The 26,214-nt window shown below is 69.4% G+C and carries 14 protein-coding genes; 5 read left to right on the top strand and 9 right to left on the bottom strand.

What is annotated here, in order from left to right:
• Nucleotides 1–69: 69 nt before the first annotated feature.
• Together VD972_RS16970 and VD972_RS16965 are read left to right on the top strand one after the other, a co-directional pair.
• Entirely contained in the window at nt 70–843 is a 774-nt protein-coding gene (locus VD972_RS16970) for a thioesterase II family protein (protein WP_324988280.1), read from the top strand.
• A gap of 23 nt (nt 844–866) precedes the next feature.
• Nucleotides 867–11,759: a non-ribosomal peptide synthetase gene (locus VD972_RS16965; RefSeq protein ID WP_324988278.1), complete on the top strand. Its 10,893-nt coding sequence runs from the start codon at nt 867–869 to the stop codon at nt 11,757–11,759.
• Here VD972_RS16965 and VD972_RS16960 read toward each other — a convergent pair.
• The 9 genes from VD972_RS16960 to VD972_RS16920 all read right to left on the bottom strand — a co-directional run bounded on the left by VD972_RS16960 (nt 11,743) and on the right by VD972_RS16920 (nt 21,167).
• On the bottom strand, nt 11,743–12,534 hold the full coding sequence (locus VD972_RS16960; protein ID WP_324988276.1) for a class I SAM-dependent methyltransferase: 792 nt from the start codon (nt 12,532–12,534) through the stop codon (nt 11,743–11,745). The two genes, VD972_RS16965 and VD972_RS16960, sit on opposite strands and share 17 nt — an antisense overlap.
• 13 nt (nt 12,535–12,547) lie before the next feature.
• Nucleotides 12,548–13,381 carry a hypothetical protein gene (locus VD972_RS16955; RefSeq protein WP_324988274.1) on the bottom strand — a complete coding sequence of 278 codons (834 nt, stop codon included), beginning with the start codon at nt 13,379–13,381 and terminating at the stop codon, nt 12,548–12,550.
• Between the two features lie 2 nt (nt 13,382–13,383).
• Entirely contained in the window at nt 13,384–13,671 is a 288-nt protein-coding gene (locus tag VD972_RS16950; protein WP_324988272.1) for a MoaD/ThiS family protein, read from the bottom strand.
• A complete protein-coding gene (locus VD972_RS16945; RefSeq protein WP_324988270.1) occupies nt 13,668–14,858 on the bottom strand; it encodes an acyl-CoA dehydrogenase family protein in 1,191 nt (396 codons plus the stop codon). Before VD972_RS16945 ends, VD972_RS16950 begins: the two co-directional genes overlap by 4 nt.
• Nucleotides 14,859–14,873: 15 nt before the next feature.
• Nucleotides 14,874–15,287, bottom strand: coding sequence for a PaaI family thioesterase (locus VD972_RS16940; RefSeq protein WP_324988268.1), 414 nt, complete (start codon nt 15,285–15,287; stop codon nt 14,874–14,876).
• A 113-nt stretch (nt 15,288–15,400) separates the two neighbouring features.
• Entirely contained in the window at nt 15,401–16,909 is a 1,509-nt protein-coding gene (locus VD972_RS16935) for a serine hydrolase domain-containing protein (protein WP_324988266.1), read from the bottom strand.
• A gap of 200 nt (nt 16,910–17,109) precedes the next feature.
• The gene (locus VD972_RS16930) at nt 17,110–17,622 is read right to left on the bottom strand and encodes a DUF3060 domain-containing protein (protein WP_324988264.1); all 513 of its coding nucleotides are present in this window, start codon (nt 17,620–17,622) and stop codon (nt 17,110–17,112) included.
• 69 nt (nt 17,623–17,691) lie between these two features.
• Nucleotides 17,692–20,172, bottom strand: coding sequence for a response regulator (locus tag VD972_RS16925; RefSeq protein WP_324988262.1), 2,481 nt, complete (start codon nt 20,170–20,172; stop codon nt 17,692–17,694).
• Nucleotides 20,169–21,167 (bottom strand): lysophospholipid acyltransferase family protein, encoded by a 999-nt coding sequence (locus VD972_RS16920; protein WP_324988260.1) that lies wholly within the window; start codon nt 21,165–21,167, stop codon nt 20,169–20,171. Before VD972_RS16920 ends, VD972_RS16925 begins: the two co-directional genes overlap by 4 nt.
• 98 nt (nt 21,168–21,265) lie before the next feature.
• Between VD972_RS16920 and VD972_RS16915 the strand changes: the two genes are divergently transcribed.
• The 3 genes from VD972_RS16915 to VD972_RS16905 form a co-directional block, all read left to right on the top strand.
• A complete protein-coding gene (locus VD972_RS16915) occupies nt 21,266–24,004 on the top strand; it encodes a M1 family metallopeptidase (RefSeq protein WP_324988258.1) in 2,739 nt (912 codons plus the stop codon).
• 144 nt (nt 24,005–24,148) lie between these two features.
• Entirely contained in the window at nt 24,149–24,523 is a 375-nt protein-coding gene (locus VD972_RS16910) for a hypothetical protein (protein ID WP_324988256.1), read from the top strand.
• Nucleotides 24,524–24,600: 77 nt separating this feature from the next.
• Nucleotides 24,601–26,214 (top strand): serine protease (locus tag VD972_RS16905; protein ID WP_324988254.1); only part of this gene is annotated, 1,614 nt, incomplete at its 3' end.

The following is a 26,214-nucleotide window of genomic DNA, read 5'->3' as shown; positions in this document are numbered from 1 at the left end:
GCTCCACCGGCCTCCATTGTGGAGCGCGGCCTTGGATGGCCGCCGGCCGGGAGAAGCCGCTCTCCCCGCATGAGCACCGCCCGCAACCCCTGGCTGTCCTCTCCCTCAAGTGGCCCACGCCCGCGGCTTCGGCTGTTCTGCTTCCCGCACGCAGGAGGGAGCGCTGCGCCCTATAAGGTCTGGGCGAGAGAGCTCACCCCAGCAGTAGAGGTCTGCCCGGTGTTGCTGCCCGGCCGGGACCGCCGTCTGAACGAGCCCGCCATGCCGGATCTCATGGCGCTCGCGGCGGCCGCCGCCGAGGGGATGAGGCCAGCGCTCGACGTACCCTTCGTGCTGTTCGGCCACAGCATGGGGGCGCTGCTCGCCTTCGAGGTGACGCGGGTGCTCGGTGCCCGTCACGGGCTCGTCCCGGAGAGGCTCTACGCCAGCGCCTACCGCGCACCTCACCTGCCGCACAGAACCAGGCACCGTGGGCAGCTGCCGAGAGATGAGCTGATCCAGGAGCTCATGGCCATGGGAGGGACGCCGCCGCAGCTCTCCCAGCACCCGGAGCTGTGGGATCTCGTGCTGCCCACGATGCGGGCAGACTTCACGGCCTGCGAGAGCTACCGCCACGTCCAGAGTTCGCCGCTGGAGTGCCCCATCACCGCGCTGGGCGGAGTGGCGGACGCGCTCGTCGACGAGGAGGAGCTCCGGGCCTGGCAGGAGCACACGCGCGGTCCATTCCAGGTACGCCGTTTCCCCGGGGGGCATTTCTTCCTCCAGACGGCGCAGGAGCTCGTGCTCCACCTGTTGAATCAGGACCTCGAGGCGCTGCTCGCAGCTGGCAGCGGACGCCCCTGACTTTAGCTTCGCTGGAGGGCATCTTGAGCGGAACACCCAAGGGACACCCCGGGATCTATCCACAGTCCGCGGGTCAGCAAGCGCTCTGGCATCTGCATCGGCTCGACCCCGAGAGCACGGCCTACCACATCTCCTTCGCGCTGCGGTTGGAGGGGCCGCTCGATCAGGAGTGCTTCCGGAGAGCATGGCAGGTGCTCGTCGACCGGCACCCGGTGCTGCGTACCACCTACGACGAGCACGACGGAGTTCCCACCCAGGAGGTTCACGAGAGCGCGGCCGTCTCCTTCACGCAGCACGAGGCTGGAGGCGTCCCAGAGCAGGAGCTGCTGTCCCGGGTCGAGGCCGAGGCGGCCCGCCCTTTTGAGCTGCGCACGGGGCCTGTCCTGCGTGTCTCGCTGTGGCGATGTGCGCCCGAGCAGCACGTGCTCCTCGTGGTGATGCACCACATCGCCGCCGACCTCTGGTCGATCATGGTGATGCTGGAGGAGTTCACGGCGGCGTACCGTGCCCTGCGGCGCGGTACGGTGCCCACGCTCCCGCCTCTCCAGGCCAGCTACGTGGACTTCGTGCGAGAGCAGGAGGCGTGGCTCGCCTCTCCTCAGGGTGAGCGGCAGGCGTCTTACTGGACTGGCGTCCTTGCCGGCCTTGGCCCTGTGGAGCTCCCGCTGGATCACTCACGTCCACCGGTGAAGCGGCAACACGGTGATCACACGTTCTTCACCCTGGAGCCCGCCCTGGCGACGGCCCTGCGCGTCCTGGCGCAGCGTGAGGGGGTGACGCTGTTCAGGCTGCTGCTCGCCGCCTTCCAGGTCCTCCTTCATCGCATGACGGGCCAGGACGACATCGCCATCGGTACCCCAACCGCCGGGCGGAAGGCACGGCAGCTCCGGGGTGTCGTGGGCTACTTCGTCAACCCGGTTGTCCTCCGCACCGACCTCTCGGGTGCGCCCACATTCCTCGAGCTGCTCTCGGACACCCACGAGCGTGTCCAGCAGGGGCTCGCGAATCAGGCCTATCCCTTCCCTCTGCTCGTGAAGCGGCTGCGCGCCGATCGCGATCTCAGCCGCTCCCCCCTCTTCCAGATCACCTTGGCCCTCCGCAAGGCCCAACGGTTCGAGGCGGCCACGCCCTTCCTCCTCGGGCTGGGGGACGCACACGGACTGGTGGACGAGGATCTTCGGGCCTCACCCGTGACCCTGCGCCGCCGCGACACCCCCTTCGATCTCTCGCTGACGGTCGCGGAGGCAGAGGGGGAGCTGCGCTGCGTGGTCGAGTCCGATCGAAGCCTCTTCGAGCCCAGCAGCATCCGCCGGCTTGCCAGCCATTTCCGGACGCTTCTTCAGGGCATCCTGGAGGACCCCACACGGCGTGTGGGGGAGCTGCCCTGGCTGACACCCGAGGAGCGGCAGCAGCTCCTCACCGAGTGGAACCAGACTCGAGCGCCGTTCGATGGGGGCGTCTGTCTCCATGAACTCCTGGCACGGCAGGCCGCGCGAGCGCCTGAAGTGCTCGCCGTCGTGGGTGAGGGGAGGGTGCTTCGTTACGGCGAGCTCGACACTCGGGCGAATCAGCTCGCCCACCAGCTGCGCGCCCTCGGGGTGCGCCTCGGGACACCGGTCGGCCTGTGCCTCGAGCGCTCGCCGGAGGCGATCGTCGCGATCTGCGGCATCCTCAAGGCCGGTGGCGCCTACGTCCCTCTGGATCCAGATCTCCCTGCCGAGCGGCTGTCGTTCATCCTGTCCGAGATCCAGACGCCCGTCGTTGTCACCCTGGAGCGGCTCTCCTCGCGTCTGCCGGACACCCGGCCGGCATGCCTGTACCTCGATACCGGTGCGCAGAGCCTCGCGGCCTGGCCCGCGCATGCTCCCGAGGTGCCGGTCCCACCGGAGGCCACGGCGTACATCCTCTACACCTCGGGCACCACCGGAACCCCGAAGGGGATCGCCTGCGCTCATCGCGGCGTCGTGAACCTGCTCACCGACTTCGATCGGCGGGCGCCGCTCGCTCCCGGAGGCCACGCAGCCCTCTATGCGAGCCTGAGCTTCGACATCTCCGTGCTGGAGATCTTCGCAGCCCTGGGCTTCGGCGCCACGCTGCACATCGTCCCAGAGGAGCACCGCCCGAGCGCACCCGAGCTCATCTCCTGGCTCCACGCGCACGCCATCGAGAGCGCCTTTGTGCCCGCCTTTGCCCTCCCGGAGCTCCGGAGCCAGCGGCAGGGCGCGGCAGGGAGCAGCCCGCTGCGGCGGCTTCTGGTCGGCGTGGAGCCCATCCCAGAGGAGCTCCTCGTCGCCATCGCCCGGGCGTCGCCTGGGCTCTCGATCATCAACGGGTATGGGCCGACGGAGACGACGGTCTGCGCGACGTTCCATGAGGTAGATCCCAGCCGTGACGCTTCCGGTCAGACGCCCATCGGACGCCCTGTACAGAACCTCACGGCCTACGTCCTGGATCGCTACCTGGAGCCCGTGCCGGTGGGCGTCCCTGGCGAGCTGTACGTGGGCGGTGTCGGCCTCGCGCTCGGATACTTCCGGCGGCTTGAGATCACCGCCGAGCGGTTCATCCCCAGCCCCTTCGGTCCTCCGGGTGAGCGCCTGTACCGCACAGGAGACATCGTCCGGCGCCTGCCCTCCGGCGATCTGCTGTTCATCGGACGGGCGGATCACCAGATCAAGCTGCGAGGCTTCCGCATCGAGCTGGGAGAGATCGAAGCGGTGCTCCTCCAGCACCCCTCCGTCCGGGAGGCCGTGGCCGTCGCGCCTTCGGATGCACAGGGGGACAGGCAGCTCGTCGCGTACGTCGTTCCAGCGGAGAAGACCGGTGACGCACGCCGCTCGCTCCAGGAGCACCTGCGCGCACGGCTCCCCAGCTACATGGTCCCCTCCCTCTTCGTCCAGCGCGAGGAGCTGCCGCGGACCGTGAGCGGGAAGATCGACCGCAGAGCGCTCGAGTCGCTGGAGTTACCGGCACTGGAGGCTGGCGAGCGGGCGCTGACAGCTCCCCGGAACAGGGTCGAGCAGGTGCTCAGCAACATCTGGCGGGAGGTGCTCGGCGTCGAGGCCATCCACCTCCACGACAACTTCTTCGAGCTCGGCGGGCACTCGCTGCTCGCGGCCCGCGTCCTGGCACGGCTCCGCCATGCCCTCGGCGTGGAGCTTCCGCTGCGCGCGATGTTCGAGGCGCCTACCGTGGAAGAGCTCGCGCGCCGCCTCCGCACGGCGGCGATGCCCTCCAGCACCGTTCCCCTCGTTCCAGTGCCGCGCGGGCGCCCGCTGCCCCTGTCGTTCGCCCAGGAGCGGCTGTGGTTCCTGGAGGCCCTCTACCCGGGCTCGCCTGCCTACAACATGGGGCACGCGGTGCGCCTGAAGGGCCCTCTCGACAGTCAGCTCCTGGCCAGAAGTCTTGCCGCGGTGCTCGCCCGGCACGAGACACTCCGGACCACGATCTCCTCGAGCGCGGAGGGGCCCTTCCAGGTCATCCACCCTCCTGCCCACGTCGAGCTGCCCATCGAGGAGCTCGGAGCGCTCTCCGTCGACGAGCGCCTGGCCCGGGCGCGCCATCTCGCCGCCGAAGAGGTGGGGCGCCGCTTCGACCTGAAGCAGGGGCCACTCTGGCGAAGCCACCTCCTGCGGCTCGACAGCCATGAGCACGTGCTCGTCCTCGTCCTGCACCACATCATCGCCGACGGCTGGTCGCTGCAGGTCCTCGTGGATGAGCTCATGGCCCTCTATGAGGCCGCGGTCCATGGGAGCCCGAGCCCACTGCCCGAGCTGCCCATCCAGTACGCCGATCATGCGGCATGGCAGCGGCAGCGCTTCGAGCGGGGGGAGCTGGCGCAGAGCCTGGAGTACTGGAAGCGTCAGCTCACGGACCTTCCGGCTCCGCTCGATCTGCCAACGGACGGGCCCTATGCCGTTGAGGGAGAGGCCCAGGGGGCCATCGTCGCCGCCAAGCTCTCCCCGGAGCTGACCTCGGCGCTCCAGGGCCTTGCCCGGAAGCACGAGGCAACCTTGTTCACGGTGCTCCTGGCAGGCCTGGGGGCCTTGTTGCACCGGCTCACCGGACAGGAGGACCTGATCATCGGCGCGCCGATCGCCGGGCGCGAGCGCCTGGAGACAGAGGGCCTGGTCGGGCTCTTCCTGAATACACTGGCGCTGCGCGTCCGGTGCTCTGCGGAGACATCGTTCGATTCGCTGCTGGATGCGGTGCGCGATGAGGTGATCGGCGCGGAGAGCTACTCGGAGCTCCCTTTCGAGAAGCTCGTCGCCGAGCTGCAGCCAGAGCGGGATCTGCGGCGCAATCCCCTGTTCGACGTGCTGCTCAACCTCGTGGCCCTCCCGAGCCTCCGGAAGCAGTCAGCGGCCGAGCTGTCCGTCGAGCGCTTCGATCTGGAGGTGACCTGGCCCAAGGTGGCGCTGGAGCTCTACGCCCACGAGTCACAGGGGCAGCTCGAGCTCTGGCTGGTTCACCGGCGTGACCGCATCCACGAGACACGCGCCGAGGCCTTGCTGGAGCAGCTCGAGCACCTCCTCTCGCAGCTGGTGGCGAGGCCTGAGGCGCCCCTGTGCGAGCACTCCCTGGTCACACCGCGCAGCCGGGAGAGGCTCCCCAATCCCACGGCCTCGCTGGAGATTGCGTCGCTCGGCACGGTGCCCGCGCTCCTGGCGGACCGGGCGCTCCGGAGAGGCCAGCAGGCGGCCGCCCTTCGGCACCGCGGCCGGACATGGACCTACGCCGAGCTGGGCAATGCGGTCCGGCGAGTTGCCCGGCTCCTCACCGCTCGGGACCTGGAGCCGCACGACGTGGTGGCAGTGACAGGGCCCCGGAGCTTCGGGCTCGTTGCCGCCATGGCGGCCGTCTGGGCCGCCCGTGGGATCCTGCTCACCCTGGATCCAGCCCTGCCAGTGGCCCGGCGGCGCTTGATGCTGCGAGAGGCAGGCGCGCGGGCAGTCCTCCTGGTGGGCCAGGGTCCCGAGGAGGCCGCAGAGCTCAGCGGTGAGTGCCCCTGGATCCTGGAGCTCCCGGAGGACGGCACGCTGCCGGACGTTCCCGCGCGCGAAGGCCTCGACGGGCCTCTGCCCACTCCTGAGGAGCCTGCGTACCTCTTCTTCACCTCGGGGACGACAGGAAAGCCCAAGGCAGTGCTCGGCTGGCACGGGGCGCTCCGCCACTTCATCGACTGGCAGCGGCAGACGTTCGCGATCGGCCCGGCGGATCGAGCCGCTCAGCTCACCGCGCTCTCGTTCGATGTCGTGCTCCGCGACGTGTTCACGCCGCTCTGCGCAGGGGCCACGCTCTGCCTGCCGGACGAGGCCGATCTGCGCCCAGAGGTCATCCTGCCGTGGCTGGCCCGCGAGCAGATCACCCTCCTCCACACCGTGCCGACGCTCGCGCGGTGGTGGCTCCAGGGAGCGCCAGCGGCGCAGGTTCCCCTGCGCTGGACCTTCTTTGCTGGAGAGCCGCTGGGGGACGCGCTCGTGAGTGCCTGGCGCACGGCCTTCCCTTCCACGGCCATCGCCAACCTGTACGGGCCTACGGAGACGACGCTCGCGAAGTGCTGCTACGTCGTTCCCCCCGAGCCCGCGTTCGGCATCCAGCCCGTGGGCCGCCCACTGCCAGCGACGCAGGCCCTCGTGCTCAGCGCGCGTGGCACCCTGTGTGGTCCAGGGGAGGTGGGCGAGATTGTCATCCGCACGCCCATGCGCTCGCGCGGCTACAGGAATGACGCGGCAGAGACGGCGAGGCGGTTCTTCCCGAACCCGTTCCGCGCGGACCCAGGTGACCTCCTCTACCGGACGGGGGACCTGGGCCGGTACCGCCCTGACGGCCTGCTGGAGATCCGCGGGCGGGTGGACGATCAGGTCAAGATCGCGGGCGTCCGGGTGGAGCCCGAAGAGGTCGCGGCCGTCCTCTCGCGGCACGAGTCCGTCAGTGCCTGCACGGTGCTCCCCCATCGCGATCCCTCCGGGGCCTGGGCGCTCATCGCCTACCTCGTCCCGCGAGAGGCTGGCGAGGAGCTCCCCGAGCGGCTCTCCCGCTTCGCGGCGACAGAGCTGCCATCGGCCCTGGTGCCTCGTCTCTTCATGAAGGTGGAGCGCCTCCCACGGACGGCGAACGGCAAGGTAGACCGGCGCGCGCTGCCCGCTCCAGACTGGGAGCTGCCTCGCCGGGCGCCAGCACAGGAGCCGTGCTCTCCCACGGAGGAGGCGCTCATGAGCCTCTGGGCAGAGCTGCTGGGACGCAGGCAGTTTGGCACCCACGACAGCTTCTTCCTGCTCGGAGGGCACTCCCTGCTGGCCATGCAGCTCGTGGCACGGATCCGTGAGCGGCTCGGGGTGGAGCTCCCTGTCCGGACGCTCTTCGAGGCGCCGACCATCGCCGAGCTCGCCCGGGTCATCGATGTGCGTGCACCTTCGGTGGAACGGAGGGAGGATCCCCCTCGCCTGAGCTCCAACCCCGCGGAGCGTCTCCTCCCGTTCCCGCTCACCGACATCCAGGCCGCGTTCTGGGTGGGACGTGGCGGTGAGCAGGCGCTCGGCGACGCGGCGACGCAGGGCTATCTCGAGCTCGAGGTGCGAGCGCTGGAGGTCGAGCGCCTCGGCACCGCGCTCCGCAGGGTCATCGCGCGGCATGAGATGCTCCGTGCCATCGTCCTTCCTGACGGGCGGCAGCAGGTGCTCCCCGAGGTGCCGCTCTACTCGATCGAGATCCTGGATCTCCGAGGCAGGCCCCTCGGGGATGCGGAGGCACAGCTCGAGACGCTCCGAGAGCGGATGTCGCGGCAGGCCCGCCCCAGCGATCGCTGGCCGCTGTTCGAGGTCCGGGCGACCCTGCTCGACGAGCACCGGACGCGGGTGCACGTGTCGGTGGACGCCATCATCATGGACCTCTGGAGCTCACGCCTCTGGGCCGGGGAGCTCCTGGCGTTGTACCAGGACCCGGCGCGAGAGCTCCCGCCGCTCGGGCTGTCCTTCCGCGACTACGTGCTGGCGGAGCTGGCAGAGCGCGGGAGCGAGGCCTGGAGGCGTGACCAGGAGTACTGGCTGCGGCGGCTCGACACCCTCTCTCCTGCGCCTGATCTCCCGCTCGTCCGTGATCCACCGCCAGGCGCTCCCCGGTTCGCTCGTCGCCGGGCGGTGCTGGCGCCACCTGAGTGGGAGGCGCTGAAGCGCCGGGCGGGAGAGCAGGGCCTCACCCCATCCGTGGTGCTGCTCACGGCGTATGCCGAGGTGCTCGCGCTGTGGAGCCGGACTCCGCGCTTCACGCTGAACGTCACGCAGCTCAACCGACGTCCGGTGCACCCGCAAGTGGGTCAGCTCATCGGGAACTTCAGCGCGCTCACGCTCCTCGAAGTGGAGGTAGAGCCCCAGCGGGCTTTCATCGAGCGTGCGCGGCGGGTCCAGCAGCAGCTCTGGGCCGACCTGGAGCACCTTCGCTTCAGCGGTGTGCAGGTGATGAGGGAGCTCGTCCGCAGGGGAGGCGCCTCCATGTCGGCGGTGATGCCCATCGTCTTCACGAGCGCGCTCGGCATGCCGGCCACGACGGACGGGCTCCAACAGGAACTGCCTCCCGTCGTGCACGGCATCACCCAGGGCTCCCAGGTGTACCTCAACCATGGCGTGTCCGAGGTAGGCGGCGCGCTCGAGCTCCGCTGGGATGCCTTGGAAGGACGGTTCCCGCCGGGTGTGGTCGAGGCGATGTTCGAAGCCTTCACACGTCGGGTGGGAGCCTTTGCGGCTGATGGTGCAGCCGCGGGGCTCGTCACGCTGGAGCCGCCAGCAGACGTGGCGGGTGCTCCAGCGCGCCTCCTCCAGGCACTCTTCGAGGAGCAGGCTGCGCTTCGGCCAGAGCAGGTGGCTGTCGCCTCCTCACGGCGCTCCCTGAGCTACGGTGAGCTCCAGCGGCGGGCCTGGGCCCTCGGCGGACGGCTGCGCGCGGCGGGGGTACGGCCCAACCAGCTCGTTGCTGTCGTGATGGAGAAGGGGTGGGAGCAGGTCGTCGCCGTCCTCGCCATCCTCGAGGCGGGGGCTGCATACCTGCCCATCGATCCCTCTCTGCCCGAGGCACGCCTCCAGTACCTCCTCCGCAATGGAGAGGTCCGCTTCGCCCTCACCCAACCCTGGCTCGCCGAGCGCAGTTCCTGGCCAGGCGAAGTCACGGTATGGCCCGTCGAGCCGCTGCCCCCTGCGTCCGCCGAGCCGCTCCCCGCCATCCAGACGCCCACGGATCTCGCCTACGTCATCTACACCTCCGGCTCCACCGGTGAGCCGAAGGGGGTGATGATCGATCACCGCGGCGCCGTGAACACCGTGCTCGACGTGAACGAGCGTTTCCGTGTGGGCCCCGGGGATCGCGTCCTTGCGCTCTCCTCCCTGAGCTTCGATCTCTCGGTGTGGGATGTCTTTGGGACCCTGGCTGCCGGTGGGACGATCGTCGTGCCGGACGCCAGCGGCATGAAGGATCCAGAGCACTGGGCTCACTGCATCGCCGCGCAGGGCGTGACGATCTGGAACTCCGTCCCGGCCTTGATGGAGATGCTCGTCGAGTACGCCGCCCATCGCAGCGGCGCTGTCCTCGGCTCGCTGCGGCTGGCGCTCCTCTCGGGAGACTGGATCCCCCTGACGTTGCCAGATCGCATCCGCGCGCTGGTGCCCGGCATCGAGCTCATCAGCCTGGGCGGCGCGACCGAGGCCTCCATCTGGTCCATCCTCTTCCCGATTGGCCGCATCGAGCCCTCCTGGAAGAGCATCCCCTACGGAAGAGGCATGCTCCGGCAGCAGGTGCACGTGCTCTCCGCGGAGCTCGGGCCGCGCCCACCCTGGGCCATCGGTGAGCTCTACATCAGCGGAGTGGGTGTCGCGCTGGGGTACTGGCGTGATGGAGAGAAGACGGCGGCACGGTTCCTATCGCACCCGGTGCTCGGGCGCATCTACCGCACCGGCGATCTCGGGCGACTGCTCCCGGACGGCAACATCGAGTTCCTGGGGAGAGAGGACGCGCAGGTCAAGCTCCGAGGCCACCGCATCGAGCTGGGAGAGATCGAGGCGGCGCTGGGCCAGCACCCGGAGGTCCACCAGGCGGCTGCGGTCATCCGTGACGATCGAGGTGAGCGGCGGCTCGTGGCCTACGTCGTCCCCCGCGAGGCAGCCCGGCCGGAGCTGGCGGCGCTGCAGGCCCACCTGGAGGCCCGGCTGCCGGAGTACATGGTCCCCGCCGCCATCGTCTCCCTGGCCGAGCTCCCGCTCAGCGGGAACGGCAAGGTGGATCGGGCGCGCCTGCCAGCCCCTGAGCGTGCTGAGCCCAGCGGCTCGGCCCTGGAGGAGCCGCGCACGGAGCTCGAGGCGCTCCTCCAGCGGATCTGGGGGGAGGTGCTGGGCCTGCCGCGCGTGGGGCTTCAGGACAACTTCTTCGACCTGGGGGGAGACTCCATCCTGGGCATCCAGGTCCTGGCCCACGCCGCGCGCGCGGGGGTGCGGCTCAGCGCCCGGCAGATCTTCGAACATCCAACCGTCGCCGAGCTGGCCCAGGTGGCCCTCCCTGTGGCACCTGGGCTCCCGGAGCAGGGCAGCGCGGAGAGCGAGGCGCTGCTAACCCCGGTGCAGCGCTGGTTCTTCGAGCAGGAGTTCGCGCAGTCGCACCACTGGAACCAGGCTGTCATCGTGGCTCTCCGGCAGGAGGTGGAGCCGAGTCACTTGGAGCGTGCGCTCGCCCGGCTCATGGAGCGGCATGGCGCGCTCCGGTCCCGCTTCGAGCGGCGCGGGAGCGAGCGGGTGCAGCGGGTGGTGCCAGGGGCTGGCGCCGCTGTCATGGACGTCATCGATCTTCGCGGGCTGGGTGACGACGAGGCCCGCGCCCGGAGACTGGAGCTGACCGAGGAGCGCCAGGCCAGCCTGTCGCTGGAGCAGGGCCCGCTGATCCGCGTGACGCTCTTCCAGCATGCGCCGCCTGTGCCAGCGCTGGTGCTCTTCGTCATCCATCACCTGATCGTGGATGGGATCTCCTGGCGCGTGCTGCTGGAGGAGCTGGAGCTGCTCCTCTCGGCTGTGACGGATGGGGCGGACCTCACCTCGTTCGAGCCTGGAGCTCCCAGCGCCCCTCTCAGCCGCGCCACCGAGCGGCTCCAGGCCTATGCCCGCTCGGAAGAGGCCGGCGCGGCGGCGGACGGGTGGCTCCAGCTTCCATGGTCCCAGGTCTCGCCGCTCCCGGTAGACCGCCCGGGTGGCCGCAACACCGTCGCCTCCTCGCGGCGGCTCGTCATGACGTTGAGCGAGGAGGAGACAGAGGCACTCCTCCGGCAGGTCCCCCAGGTGTCCGGCGCGCGCGTGGAGGAGCTCCTCCTCACAGCGCTGGTGCACGCCCTCACGGAGTGGACGGGGAGCTCCGCAGCGCTCGTCGACCGCGAGACCCATGGCCGCGAGCTCATCTTCGAGGACCTGGACGTGAGCCGCACCGTGGGGTGGTTCACCGCCCTCCATCCCGTGGTGCTGACGCGAGACAAGTCCAGCGGATGGGGCGAGGCGCTCGCTTCGATCCAGGAGCAGCTCCGGCGCGTGCCGCTGCACGGGCTCGCCTACGGGCTGCTGCGCTACCTGCGAGGCGACGCGGGGCTGACCTCTCGGCTGGCCGCGCTACCGAAGGCGCAGGTCAGCTTCGACTATCTGGGCCAGGTGGACGCCGTGGTGCGCGGCTCCCGGTGGTTCCAGTGGTCGCACGAGTCCACTGGGACTACGCGGAGCCCGCATGGGCATCGCCGGGATCTGCTGGAGGTGCTCGGCATCGTCGCGGAAGGCCAGCTGCGCGTCACCTGGGTCTACAGCGAGGCCGTCCACCATCCAGCCACCCTGGAGCGGCTGGCAGCCTCCTTCTCCGAGGCGCTGAGGGCGCTCATCTCCCACTCGCTCACGAGGAAGCCGTAGCCTCCCACAGAATGAGCGCTCCCTCTGTCGAGAGCGTCACGTCCCGGAACCCCGCCTCCACCAGCTCGGAGGCGAAGGTGCTCGCCGTCAGAGGAAAGTCGGGATCCGGGCGTGTCGCGTGACGCCGATCATAGCCGTCAAACAGCCCCAAGGCGGGTGCTGCCCCCAGACAGAGTCCCCCGGGCCGGAGGGCACGCCGCAGCGCCCGGAGGGCCATGGCCCGGTCGCGGATGAACTGCAGGCCCAGGCTGCACAGGGCCACATCCGCCGTCCCCTCGGCCAGTGGGAGCGCACAGAGGTCCCCTCGCACGAGGAGCGTCGGACACATCCGCAGGCGCCGCTGCGCGCGCTGCAACATCGGGAGCGCGAGGTCGACCCCGACGTAGGCGCGGAGCCCGGCCTCCAGCAGCCAGGGCGCGGAGAGCACGGCCGTTCCACAGGGCCCGTCGAGGAGGAGGCCACCGCGTGCAGCCTTCACCGCGCGCTCATGGAGCCGCTCCAGCACCTGGCGCCTCACCGCGAAGCGGCGGAGCAGGACTCGCGACAGCAACAGATCATAGGTCCATGCCACCCAGCCCTCGAAGGCATGCGTCCCGGGGGCGGGGGAGAAGTCGAGGATGCCGCCGCGCCACTGCGCCGAGTGAGCAGCGCGGGTGCACGAGAGCGCGCTCCCCGTGCTCGCATGCACCAGGGGCGCTCCATCCACGGGACAGCGCAGGAGCCCCATGAGCTCAGGCGAGAGGGCGGGGAATGCTGCAGGGGAGGAGTTCTCCATGCTGCACAAGCCTTCAGAACACCTCGGCGGCCAGGGCGCACAGCGGCCGCGAGTCCTCGGCCGCGCCGGGGACGAGCGCACCCAGCACACGGTAGATGATGAAGGTCCGCTCCTCCTTCTTGAACGCCTGGATGTCGATCCTGCCGCGGTCCCCGAAGAACATGGGCCGGAAGTATTCGCCGCGGAAGGACCTCAGCGGGCTCTTCATGCCGACGGTGAGGTGGCGTGCTCCGCTGAAGGCGAGCTGCTCACGCGCGGTGGCGACGAGCGTGGGCAGGCGCACGAACCGCCACTGATCCGCGAGCTCGCAGTCGCTGCGCCCGATGAAGAGGGGGTGCTCGCCGCCGCCCAGCTTCTCGGCGCCCTGGAGCCACGAGTCGATCTGCGCTTGCAAGGCGCGTGTCGGAACGTCCGCCTCCAGCTCGTCCGCCGCGACCCGCGCGCGGAGCTCGCCGTCAATCACCGAGGGCTCCGCATCCAGCGCCGCGCCGCCGCTGAGCTTGATGGGCCGGACCTTGACGTAGATGGAGATGCCCTTGTCCCCCGAGACCGAGTGCCGGGAGCGGAACACCAGGATCTTTCCGTCGTCGCGCAGGGTGACCTGCGAGTCGGTGACGATGGAGGGGGCGGAGAAGAAGGTGAGCCGGGAGTCGTACTCGACGTCCGCGCTGAGCACCACGAGCCCCAGCCCGTGCTTCTGAATCATGGACTGGAGGCTCATCTCGTTGTGGGCGAGCGCTGCCATGGCCCCGCTGGCCGCCAGCGTCAGGGCGCTCTCCGCGTGCATCTGGTGCGGTGAGAACATGCACGTCTCGAGGCCAAAGGTGGCGCGGTGGACGCGTGGCATGCTCAACCTCCTGCAATCGCGGTGAGGAAGTACACGGAGTCGGTCGGCTGCACGGCCAGCGCGTTGCGCGCCTGCGCGTCCGAGTAATACCGCGCCTCCATGGACTCCCCGTTCAGGAACATCTGGTGGGTGCGGCGCAGGTTCTTGTTGCTGTCCAGCAGCACGCCTTCGAGCGCGGGCGCCTTCGCCAGCAGGCCCTTCAGCGCGAGCTCGAAGTTCGGTTCGGAGATCTCCACCTCGTGCGAGTAGTCCACGAAGCGCAGCATGGTGCCTGAAAAGATGAACTTCATCGCAACCCCCTCTGCTGGTTGAATCCCACATGAGCCATGGTGACGACGCCGAGCTGGATCTCGAGGACGTCCTGCGCCGTCTGCCCGGTCAGCGCCGCCATGAAGGCTCGGTAGAACCGTTCGAAGGGCAGCTCCTTGCTGTAGCCGCGCCAGCCGGTGAGGCGGATGGCTCGCTCGCCGAGCTCGAGCGCATTCTCCGTGATGATGAGCTTGGCTGCCGAGATGATGGGATCGAACAGCTGGTTGATGTCTCCCCGGCCGATGCGATCCAGCGCGTCATGGAGGATGGCCTCGGAGGTGAGCTGCCGGGCGGCCATGTTGCCCACGTGCGCCTGCACGGTCTGCGCCTGCGTGAGCGGGCGGCCTTCGCGGATGACCGTGTCCAGGTGCACCACACACAGCTCGATGATGCGCTTCATCGCGCCGACGAAGGGGCACACCACGAACATCCGCCGGCTGTTGAGGAAGGTCTGCGCCTCGGCGAGCCCATCCGGTCCGCTCAGCAGCCGCTCCTCCGCGAGGGTGACGTCTTCGAGCTTGAGCTGCGTCAGGCCCGCGGACCGCAGCCCCAGCGTCTTCACCGGGCGCGTGCTCACTCCCGGATCACTCCGGTCCACGAGGAGCACCTTCATGTCGTCGGCCTCGTCTCGGGCATAGGTGACGAAGACGTCGGCCAGCGCCCCACCAGTCTGGAGACACTTGGTGCCGTTCAGGACGTACCGGTCCTCCTTGCGAACGACTCGGGTCTGGAAGTCGAAGGCGTCGCCATAGTCCGTGTAGGCGAAGGTCCCCAGCTTCTTGCCGAGCGCCATGGGGTGGACATACGCCTCGAGCAGGGAGGGCCGGCGGCTCCTGTAGATGACGTTGGGGACGTCCGCGTACATGGCCAGCATCGAGGGGAAGGCCATGTCATTGCAGAAGTAGCCGATGTGCTCCAGGAGCAGCCCGAAGGTGCGGCGTGAGCCCCCCATGCCGCCCACGTCTTTGGGCATGAGGTAGTTGAGCAGGCCCACCTGTGCCGCGTGCTCGAAGGCACCGCGGGGCACCGCCTCGCAGGCCTCGTCGCGCTCGGTGGCCTCCGGGTTGATCTGGGTGGCGAAGAACGCTTCGAGCTCGGAGGCGACATAGCGACGAACCTCCTCGGGTGTGGAGCGCTCGTGGAGCTGGGTGATGGCGGGAGCCTGCATGACGAGCGATCCTCTCTACCGGGTGAGGACGAGCTGCGTCTGGGTCGTGCGGCAGATGAGGGCCTCGCGATCATCGAGGACATCCGTCTGGATGACGGACGTCGTCCGGCCGGTGTGCACGGGGGTCGAACGGAACTGGATGAGGCCGGCGCGGACCGCGCGGAAGAAGTTCGTCTTGGACTCGATGGTCGTCGTCCCCGACGCGCCCTCGGGAAGGTTGTTGAACGCGAGGACCGCTCCGATGGCGTCCACACAGCCCATCAGGTACCCACCGTGAATCACCCCGCCCGTGGTCGTCTTCTCAGGCGTCCACTCGGCGAGACCGATGACCCGCTCCTTCGAGCTCTCCACGAACTTCAGATCCAGGAAGGTCGCGAAGGGCATGACGTTGCGAATCATGTCGGTCAGGTCGGTATTCACTTCGGGCATCGTGAGGCACCTTTCGGGGGGCGTATTCCAGCTTTACGACTTTAGCTCCCAGGGTGGGTTTGGGATCAAGGAGGGATGCTCACCTGCCTCTGCTCCGCCGGAGCGCCGGTGGATTACCGAAGGAGCAGTGTCCGGATCCTCTGGGAGACGCGCCCTGCGGCAGGAGGATCGTAGTTCGACATCACCACCACGGTGTAGCCCTTGCCCAGGTACATATCGAGCTGACTGTTGATGCCCGGGAATCCGCCGCCGTGGCCAACGATGCGGGTTCCCTGGACCTGCTCATCGAAGAAGCCGTAGGCGTACTTCTCGTCCGCGCTTTCGGGATTGGGCTGCACCTTGCCTGTGGTCACGAGCTGCGTGGACGGGGCGCTGAGCAGCTTGTGGTCCTGGAGCGCCTGGGAGAACCGCCAGAGATCCTCGACGGTCGAGAACCCGCCGCCCGCCGGCCCACCCTTGACCACGTGAAGGAAGAGGTTGTTCCAGTCTCGCTTGGGGCCCTCCTGCCCGCCGGGGCCCTCGGTCGTGTAGCCGACGGCGAGGTTTGGTGGGTCACGATCGATCTCGTAGGCGTCCGAGCTCGTCATGCCGGCAGGCTTGTAGATGTGCTCGCGCACATAATCGAAGTAGTTCTGCCCGGAGGCTTTCTCGATGATCGCACCGAGCACAATGAAGGCGGAGTTGCTGTACCCCCAGCGTGCCCCTGGCTCGAACGCGAGCGGCTCGTCCACGAACAGAGGGAGGAAGTCCTTGATCTCGCGAAGGCGGCTCTTGTCCGCCTCGTGGTACTTCTTGTTGAAGAAATTGCCGAGACCGGAGGTGTGGGTGAGGAGCTGATGGAGGGTCACCTTCTCGGCGACGGCCTTGTTCGGGTAGTTCGGCAGAATCTTCCCCACCTTGTCCTCGAACGAGAGCTTCCCAGCCTCGACGAGCTGCGCGATGGCGACCGCCGTGAACATCTTGTTCATCGAGCCGAGGTTGAACTTCGTGTCCAGCCGATTGGGCACCTGAAAGGCGCGGCTCGCCAGGCCGAACGCGCCCTGATAGACGGCCTTGTCCCCGTGCGCGATCAGCACCGTCCCTGAGAAAGCGTCGGCCGCGGCCAGCTTCTCGACGTAGGCCTGGACTGCCTTCGCCACCTCCTCGTCGGTGAGCGGGCGGCCGCTGTCGCTGGAGGGCGACGCGACGGGCTGGATCTTCACACCCAGGATGCCGTGCGGCGCCTTCGCCTCGACGTCGACTTGCAGCCGCACCGAATCACCGGCCAGCTTGTCCAGCGCGAGCAAGACGATCGTGCGCTCGCTCGACGACTCCACCTTCTGGACGGTCAGCCCGCTCGTGTTCATCCAGAGCTCCCCGAAAGTTCGGTGGTGGTGTTCGACGGGGCTCCGGGCCAGGAAAGCCTTCGCGTAGTGGTCCTTGATGAAGGCGAGCATCGTGCTCCCCTTGCCCTCGTTGAACGCCTGGATGAGAGCCGCGGCTTGCCGTCCCGCGGGCGTGCCCGGCAGCGCGGCTTGCGGCTGCGGAGCGCTCGCTGCAGGCGCTGGGACCGCCACGAGTACGGCAATGGCGGCGAGCCCCCCCACCACGAACCGCAGCATGCGTTGCTTCGGAAGTCTCATCGGTCGCTCCTGTTCGAAATCCCGGTTCCCTACACCGTGAGAGCCTGTGAGCGAGGGAATCATGCAGAAAAAAGGAGGGAGCCGCTCCCTCTACCCGCGCGCATCCTGCCTCACGCGCTTCGCTGAAGCTCAGGCGCCCGAAGAGAGTCGCTGGCTCAGAGCAGCGGGCTGCTCCGCATGGAAGCTGCGAGGAGCAGTGACTACTTCGCCTGGGAGATCTTGTTGGCGGTGCCGGTGGAGCTCACCTTCGGCTTCTTCTTGCCGCCCGCCGCCTTCTTCCAGGTGACGGCGTTGCTCGTGCCCGTGACGTCAATCCTGCCCACGGTGTCCAGCGTCACCTTGTTCGAGCTGCCCGTCACGTCGACGCGCTTGCACTCACCGGTGAACGTCAGGTCGTTCGCGGAGCCGCTGATCGACACCTCGGTGTTGCCATCGCAGGCGAGCGTCGCCTTGCGGCCCGCGTCGGTGATGTTGATCTCCGAATCGGAGTCGTCGTCGGAGCGCTCCTCGTCGTCGTCCTTCTCCACCTCGACCTGCGTGGTGGTGCCATCGCTCTCGACCTTCACGTTGCCGCCACTCACGTCCACCTTGCTGCCGCCGGAGTTGATCTTGACGCTCCCGTCCTTGCCGACCTTGACGGTGCCTTGTGCGCCCGCAGCCATCGCGAAGCAGACGGTGAGCGCAATGACCGCGGAACGAATGCCCTTCGACATGGTGTGCTCCCTTGAGGGTAACGATGTGGTGCAGCGCTATATACACCCGGAGTGGGGGGCGGCTTCGGGTCAGCTTCTGCCGGTGAGGGAGGCCAGCACCCTCACCAGCTCCACGGGCTCGATGGGCTTGGGCACATGCATCTGGAAGCCCGCGAGCAGCGCCCGGGTGCGGTCCTCCATGCGGGCGAAGGCCGTGAGCGCGATGGCCGGAGTCTGGCCCCCCCGCTCCGGACTCAGCGCGCGCAGCCTGCGGATGAAGGAGTAACCATCCTCTCCGGGCATTCCAATGTCCGAGATGACGACGTGGGGACGGCACAGCTCCAGCTTCTCCAGGCCCTCCCTGGCGCTGGCTGCGGTGACGACCTGGGCTTTGCGGCTCTCCAGCATCACGGCGAGCAGCTCCCGGGCATCGGGCTCATCGTCCACCACCAGCACCTGCAGCCCCTCCAGCTCGGGTGCGGGCAGGAGCAGCGCTTCCAGGCGCGCCTCAGGCTGGCTCGAGGGCGGAGTCCCCCGCACCCGCGCCGCCGCCGCCAGCGGCAGCTTCAGGGTGAAGAGCGCGCCCTGTCCCTCGCCCCGGCTGAAGGCTTCGATGGTGCCTCCATGCAGCTCGGTGAGGTGCCGCACGATGGCCAGCCCCAGTCCCAGTCCGCCATGCTGGCGGGTGGAGCTCCCGTCGACCTGCCAGAAGCGCTCGAAGATGTGGGACAGGAAGCCCTTGGGGATGCCTTGGCCGTTGTCCTCCACCTCGATGACCGCGTTCGTGTCCACCCGCTGCAGGCGCACGGTGACCTGTCCGCCCTTGGGCGTGAACTTGATGGCGTTGGCGAGCAGGTTCCAGAGCACCTGCTGCAGCCGATCGGCGTCCCCGCTGATGGGGCCGGTGTCCGCGTCCAGCTCGGAGTGGAGGGTCACCCCCTTCGCCTCGGCCGCGTGGCGCACCGAGTCCTGCGCGGCCTCGATGAACTCGCGGGGGCTCACGGGCCGGATCTCCAGCCGCATCTTGCCGGTGATGATCCGCGAGACGTCGAGGAGATCCTCGATGAGCTGGACCTGCACATGGGTGTTGCGCTCCACCGCCTCCAGCGCCCGGGCGTGCTTCTCAGGGGCCAGCCGCCCCGAGCGCAGCAGCTGCGTCCAACCGAGCATGGCCATCAGGGGGGTGCGCAGCTCGTGAGAGACAGCGGCAAGGAACTCGTCCTTGGCGCGATTGGCCTGCTCGGCGACCAGGTGCTCGGCCTTGGCCATCTCGAAGAGCCGGGCATTGTCGATGGCGATCTCGGCTCGGCGTGCCAGCTCCTGCACCAGCTCCAGGTCTCGCGCGGTGTAGCGGCGCCCGGGCCGGACGGCGCACACCTGCAGGGCCCCGAAGACCCGCCGCTGGGCCCACAGCGGGACCACCATCCACGAGCTCGGCCGGAGCTTCCCGCTGGGGTCCAGCTGCTCCGTGGGACCCAGTGCCTCATGAATCATCTGCGCCGTGAGCTCGGGCACCAGCTCGGCTTCCCCCGTGCGCAGCACCCGAGGGTAGCCGCAGCTGGCGGTAGCCGCCGGGGGGAAGGTGCGGTGCAGCTCATTCAGCAGCGGCACCTTCGAGACATCCGCGTGGGTCACCATCGCCTGCCGGATCGGCCCCTCATCCTCCTGGAGGTAGATGGCACACCAGTCTCCCAGCCGGGGGACGATCAGCGCCGAGAGCCGCTCGAGGGTGACGGACATCTCCAGCGAGGCGGTGATCAGGGTGCTCGCCTCCGCGAGGAAGCTCAGGGTCTCCGACGCGCGCTTCTGGTCGTCGATGTCGGTGCACGTGCCGAGCCACTGGAGGATGCGGCCGTGCGCGTTGCGCAGCGGCAGGGCCTGGATGAGGTGCCAGCGGTAGGTGCCATCCGCGTGGCGCCGGATGCGGCTCTCGCCCTCGAAGGGTGCTCCCGACTGGACGCTCTCGCTCCACCGTGCGAGGCAGCCAGGGATGTCCTCGGGATGGATGACCTCGCGCCAGCCCTCTTCCATGGAACGCGTCAGCATGAGCCCGGTGTAGTCGTACCAGCGTCGGTTGTAGTAGTCGGCTCGACCCTCCGGCCCGGCCGTCCAGACGATCTGGGGGAGGGCCTCGGCGAGTGCCCGGTGCTGCTGCTCCGCCAGGTGCAGCCGCATGACGTGACGCAGGCTCTGCCCCAGGCGCTCGGCAGACAGCTTCGCCTTCGAGATGTAGTCGGCGGCTCCCGCCTTCATCAGCTCGACGGCCGTCTGCTCATCCCCCTGCCCCGTGAGCACGATGATCGGAGAGCGAGAGCCCGTCTTTCCGAGCTCGCGCAGGACCCAGAGCCCATCCTCCCCCGGGAGCAGGAAGTCCAGGAGGATCACGTCGAAGGACTGCTCCTTCCGACGCTCGAGCGCCTCGCGCCCAGTGCTGGCCTCCACGACCTCCGCTGCGACGCCGCTGGTGCGCAGGAGCCGCTGGACTGCAAGCCGGTCGACCGCGTCGTCATCGACGAGAAGGAGCTTGAGGGTCTCGCTCGTGTGCGGTGGAGGGACAGAGGGTTCACTCACGTGGGCGAATCGTCCATGGGAAGGAGGTTGGGTGGAGGAGGGGGTGGCGGGTACTTCCAGCGTCGGTGCAGCCACAGCCATTGCTCGGGGTACTGGCGGATCACCCGCTCGAGCCCCGCAGTCACCAGCGCGGTGTGCTCGGTGATGGGGTCCTTGCCCTCCTGAGCAGGCGGCGGCGAGATGGGACCCTCGATGTGGACGCGCATCCGCTGGCCGTCACGCACGCCCATCACCACCCACGCGGGCACTCCCGTGCGCTGGGCCGCCACCGCCATTGCCGGCGTGGTGGACGCCAGCCTCCCAAAGAAGGGCACGAAGACGCCTTTGCTTGGGATGGCCTGGTCCAGGAGCATGAACACGCTCTCGCCGCGGTTGAGCGCGTCCACCGTCTCCTGCACCGCGCCCCGAGGGTAGATGAGCCCCCCACCCGCGCGCACCCGGTTCTCCGCGATGCGCATGTTGAGCGCTCCCTTGAGGGGGCGCACCAGCGCATTGAGCGGCACACCCCGGCGGATGAGGATCTCTCCCAGCAGCTCCCAGTTGCCGAAGTGCCCCGTCACCAGCAGCGCGCCCTTGCCCGTGGCCAGGTGCGCCTGGAGCGCCTCCCACGCCTCACGGCCCACCACTTCCTCCTGCTCCCAGCCCGGCGGCATCCGCTCCTTGTCCGCCAGCGCCTCCAGCACCGCGCGCGCCATGGTGATGTACGTGCCGCGAGCAATGGCCTGCCGCTCTGCCTCCGAGCGCTCCGGCATCGCCTGCGCCAGGTTCTCCAACGCGACGCGGCGCCGGATGCCCAGCGTGTAGGCGAGCCCGCCTACGAAGCGCGCGAGGCGCTCCCGCGCACCCCGGCTGAGGTTCGCCACCACACCCAGCGCAAGGTTGGCCAGGAAGCCCGTGAGGGGGCCGGGCGGCTCGCCGATGATGCGGCGCAGGTGCGGGGACGTCAGCCGGATGGGGTGGACAGGCGGCGCAGGCATGGTAGCGGGCGAAGGCACGGCGGCGCACTCCACACCGAAGCGGACAAGCCGGCAAGGCCACTGGTGCACGCGAAGTCGCTCCCTTGCCCGCCCGGACTGGGCTAGACCGCATCCCCATGCGCCTTCCTTCTCTCTCCTCACTGCTCCTCGCAGGCCTGCTGAGCGCCTGCGGGGCTCGTCAGGATGTCCCGGCTCCGGAGACTTCCGAGTCTCCGCCCGCTCCCGCGCAGGCCTCCGCGCCCGCCGCTCCGGTGACGCCGCCCGCCTCGCCGTCCCTGCGCCTCCCCACCACCGTCCGCCCCACGGGCTACACGGTGGAGCTCACCATGGACCCGAAGGCCGGCACCTTCCAGGGCGTGGCGGACCTCGCGCTCGAGGTGGTCGAGCCCACCTCCGTCGTCTGGCTGAACGGCAAGGCGCTCACGGTGAAGCAGGCCTCCCTGAAGCAGGGGGGCGCGGACATCGCGGTGACACCGGTCGCCGGCAAGGAGGGCTTCATCGGCTTCACGCTGGCACGCCCGCTGGCGAAGGGCCCGGCGAGCCTGCGCATCACCTACGAGGCCGTCGCCTCCACCCGTGAGCTCGACGGCGTCTTCCGCGCCCAGGAGCGCGGCGACTGGTACCTCTTCACCCAGTTCGAGCCCATCGGCGCCCGCCGCGTCTTCCCCTGCTTCGACGAGCCGAACTTCAAGGTGCCCTGGCAGCTCACCTTCCACGTGCCCGCGGGCAACGTGGCGGTGACGAACACCCCGCTGATCTCCGAGGAGGCCCGTCCGGACGGCGGCCGCACCTTCCGCTTCGCGCGCACGCTGCCGCTGCCCACCTACCTCATCGCCCTGGGCGTGGGCCCGTTCGAGTTCGTCCAGGCCGCGCCCTCGGGCCGCAACAAGGTGCCCACCCGCATCATCACCCCCAAGGGCCGCTCCGCCGAGGCCGCCTATGCCGCGAAGGTGACGCCGGAGATCCTCGCGCGGCTCGAGGAGTACTTCGACATTCCGTACCCGTACGAGAAGCTGGACACCATCGCCGTGCCGCTCTTCGGCGGGGCCATGGAGCACCCGGGCCTCATCACCTTCAACTCCGAGCTGCTGCTGGTCAAGGAGGGCGAGGACACCCCCGGCCGCCAGCGCGGCTTCGCGGGCACCCAGGTGCACGAGCTGGGGCATCAGTGGTTCGGCAACCTCGTCACCCTGGCGTGGTGGGACGACCTGTGGCTCAACGAGTCCTTCGCCTCGTGGATCACCCCGCGCATGGTCGAGGGCTGGCAGCCCACGTGGGACGCGCCGGTGCAGCGGCTGCAGGGCCGCTCCTGGTCCCTGGAGGCCGACAGCCTGGTGACGGCGCGGCGCATCCGCCAGCCCATCGAGAACGCGGGCGACATCCTCACCGCCTTCGACGGCATCACCTACGGCAAGGGCTCCGCGGTGCTGGCCATGACGGAGGAGTGGCTGGGCCGCGAGGTGTTCCGGCGCGGCATCCAGCGCTACCTGCGCAAGCATGCCGGCGGCAACGCCACGGCGGATGACTTCCTGGCAGCGCTCTCCGCCGAGGCCGGCCAGGACGTGGGCAAGGTGCTGAGCACCTTCCTCGATCAGGGAGGAGCTCCCATCGTCACCGCTGCCCTGGACTGCTCGGGCAAGACGCCGAAGGTGGCGCTCCACCAGCGCCGCTACCTGCCGGTGGGCTCCAAGGGCGAGGCGGCGCGCACGTGGCATGTGCCGCTGTGCGTGCGCTACGGGGTGGGCGCGACGACGGGCCGCGCGTGCACGGTGCTGGAGACGGAGCGCGCGGAGCTGCCGCTGCCCGAGGCGAAGTCCTGCCCGGACTGGCTCTTCCCGAACGCGGAGGGCGCGGGCTACTACCGGACGCAGCTGGCGGGCGAGGCGCTGCGCAAGCTGCTCACCGTGGCGGACCAGCGGCTGACGCGCTCCGAGCGCGTGACGCTGCTCGGGGATGCGGGCGCGCTGGCCAAGGCCGGGGTGCTGTCGGCGGGGGACGCGCTCGCGCTGGCCGCTCGCTTCGCCGAGGATCCGGACCGACAGGTCGTCACTGCCTCGGTGGATCTGCTGGACGTGGTGGACGAGCGGATGCTGTCCGAGCCCCGCCGCGCGGACTACAAGCGCTTCCTGCGGGACACCTACGGGCCGCGCGCCCGGAAGCTGGGCTTCACCCCCCGTTCGGGCGAGAGCGAGGACACGCGCCTGCTGCGCCCGATGATGCTGAATCTCGCCGGGAGGCAGGGCGAGGACCCGAAGCTCGTCGCGGAGGCGAAGAAGCTGACCGGCAAGTGGCTGGTGGACCGGAAGGCGATCCCCCAGGAGCTGACGTTCGCGGTGCTGGGGATGGCCTCGGCGAGCGCGGGCGCGGAGCTGGCGCCGAAGTTCCTGGAGGCCTGGAAGAAGGAGCCGGAGCGCAAGGTGCGCCAGCAGCTGCTCGGCGCCATGAGCAGCACTCGGGATCCGCAGGTGGTGCGTCAGCTGCTCCCCATGGTGCTGGATCCCGCGAACGATGCTCGCGAGGTGATGTGGGTGATGTATGGCCCTTCGCAGCATCCGGCCACGCGGGACGTCGTGTACAGCTTCGTGAAGGAGAACTACGACGCGCTCACCGCTCGGATGCCCGAGGAGTTCGCCGGCCGGCTGGCGATGGTGGGCGGGGCCTTCTGTGACGCGGAGCACCGCAAGGACGTGGAGGCCTTCTTCACCGAGCGCAGCGCGCGCACCGACAGCGGCCCACGCTTCCTGTCCCAGGTGCTGGAGCAGATGGACCTGTGCATCGCCCAGAAGGAGGCGCAGAGCGCCAGCGTCGACGCCTTCCTCACCAAGGGGCCGGTGAAGGCGCCGGCGCCCAAGTAGCGCGGTTGCTTACTCCCAGGGCGCTCGCACGCCTTGGGAGCACGGGTGGGAATGAAGCCGGGTTGCCCACGAGGAGCGCGGGCGGCCCACCATCGGGAACCTCCCCTGCCCCCTGTGTGTTTTCCAGATAGGAGGTCGCGATCCATGACTGCGAGCATGACGTCCGTTGCGGTGCGCTTCTGGGCTGCGCTGGTGGCCGTGGCCGCGACCTCCGCTCTGGCTCTGCTCCTGCTGCCGGCCCCTGTCCAGGCTGCCGCTCCAGGCGCTCGCACGTACGCCTTGACGCCGCTGGAGGAGGGGCGCCTCGCCGACCCGCAGCTGGAGCAAGGGGAGGATCGCCAGCCCGTCATTGGCTACCTGCGCCTGACGGAGGACGGCTGGGAGCTGGACATGTTGCCAGGCGCGGTGCTGCGCACGGGTCCACTGCCCGTCCTCACCCATACGGTGGACGCGGCGCCGGAGGATGCCTCATCCCTCGGCGTCCATCCCTACGCTCCCCTCTTGCGGATCGACTTCTAGGCCTCCGTCACATCCGCGCCCACGCCACTCTCCCCGGAGGGTGAGTCCCGCTGGGGGCTCCAGGATCGGAGGGCGCGATGGCCGAAGTGAAGAAGAATGGAACCTCGTTGTTGGACAGGGAGGCGGGACTTCCGCCCTTCGGCGTCGAACCCCCCCAGGGGAACGGACACGGGGCGGCTGAGCATGAGGCCTCTCCCGCTGCGCGAAAGCCATCGCCCGAGGCTCGGCTCCCCGAGTCGTGGTACCGGCGCATGGAGGGCCAGCTCGAGCAGACCGAGCGGCGCTACCGCGAGCGGCGCCGCGTCCGCGAGGGCGTGATGCACCAGCTCGACGACGAGGGCCGGACCCCGATGGAGGTGGACACCCCGGAGCGTGTCCGGGCGAGGATGCGGCGGCTCGGCATCGAGAGCGCTGAGGGCACGCTGTGTCCGGACACCGCGCGGGTGCGCTCTCGCGTCGTCCCTGTCACCGCCGAGCCCGCGAAGCTGGTGTACGAGCGCGTGCTGGGGCGCAGCGATCTGACGAGCGTGTGCTTCCTGGAGCGGGGACTGAAGGTCTCACGCTCGGTGGGGCGGGTGCGCATCGGCGACTCGCGCGGGCGGCTGGCGGGCTACGGCACGGGCTTCCTGGTGTCTCCCCGACTGATGCTCACCAACAACCATGTGCTGCGCAGCGCGGCGGAGGCGGGCAACAGCCAGATCGAGTTCAACTTCCAGTCCGGCGTGGACGGCGCGGCGCTGCCCTCGGTGATCTTCACCTTGGATCCGGCGACGTTCTTCGTCACGGACGCGCGGCTCGACTACACGCTGGTGGCGGTGAAGTCCCAGGCGCTCGACGGCCAGGCGCTGCGAGACTTCGGCTTCAACCGTCTCATCGAGGCCCAGGGCAAGGTGCTGCTCGGCGAGTACGTGAACATCATCCAGCACCCCAACGGCGAGCCCAAGCAGCTCGCCCTGCGAGAGAACCAGATCGTCGATCTGCTCGAGGACTTCTGCCACTACGAGACGGACACCGCGCCGGGCTCGTCGGGCTCGCCTGTCTACAACGATCAGTGGGAGGTGGTGGCGCTCCACCACATGGGGGTGCCGAAGCGCTCGGAGGATGGGCGCTTCCTCACGGTGGATGGGGAGGCCTGGGAGCAGGGCATGGACCCGGCGCTGCTCGCGTGGAAGGCCAACGAGGGCGTGCGCGTGAGCAGCCTCGTGCGGCACCTGCGCGCACGGTCCCTCTCCGGCGAGGCGGTCCGGCTCCGTGCAGAGCTGCTCGAGCCCATGACGGGCCCTGAGGGGAGCGCGCGCCCACGCACTGGCTCCCGGAGGCGGCCCGCGTCAATCTCGGCCCGGCGCTCGAAGGGGGAAGGAAAGAGGAATGGCTCGACAGAGGGTGCCGACGCGGAGAGCGGCGAGCCGGTGCTCCTCAGGAAGGACAGCACCGGATCATCCGCCGAGGACGGCACGTCGGGCCCCAGCGTTCAGTCGTCGAGCGGGACGCAGGCGCAGGGGCCCTCGCTGGGCAGGATCGTCCTCACGGACGGGGGGGCCACGCTGACGCTCCCGCTGCGCTTGAGCATCCAGATCGGGCTGGGGGACGGCGCTCCTGTGAAGAGCGTAGACGTGGAGCCGGGCCTTCTCCCCTCCGCGCCCAGGCCTTCGGCGCAGCGAAGAGCGAGCGAAGCAGGCGCACGGGAGGTG

The organism is Hyalangium sp. (assembly GCF_035629615.1).
Classification (GTDB): domain Bacteria; phylum Myxococcota; class Myxococcia; order Myxococcales; family Myxococcaceae; genus Hyalangium.
This window is presented reverse-complemented; position numbering and strand designations above follow the sequence as displayed.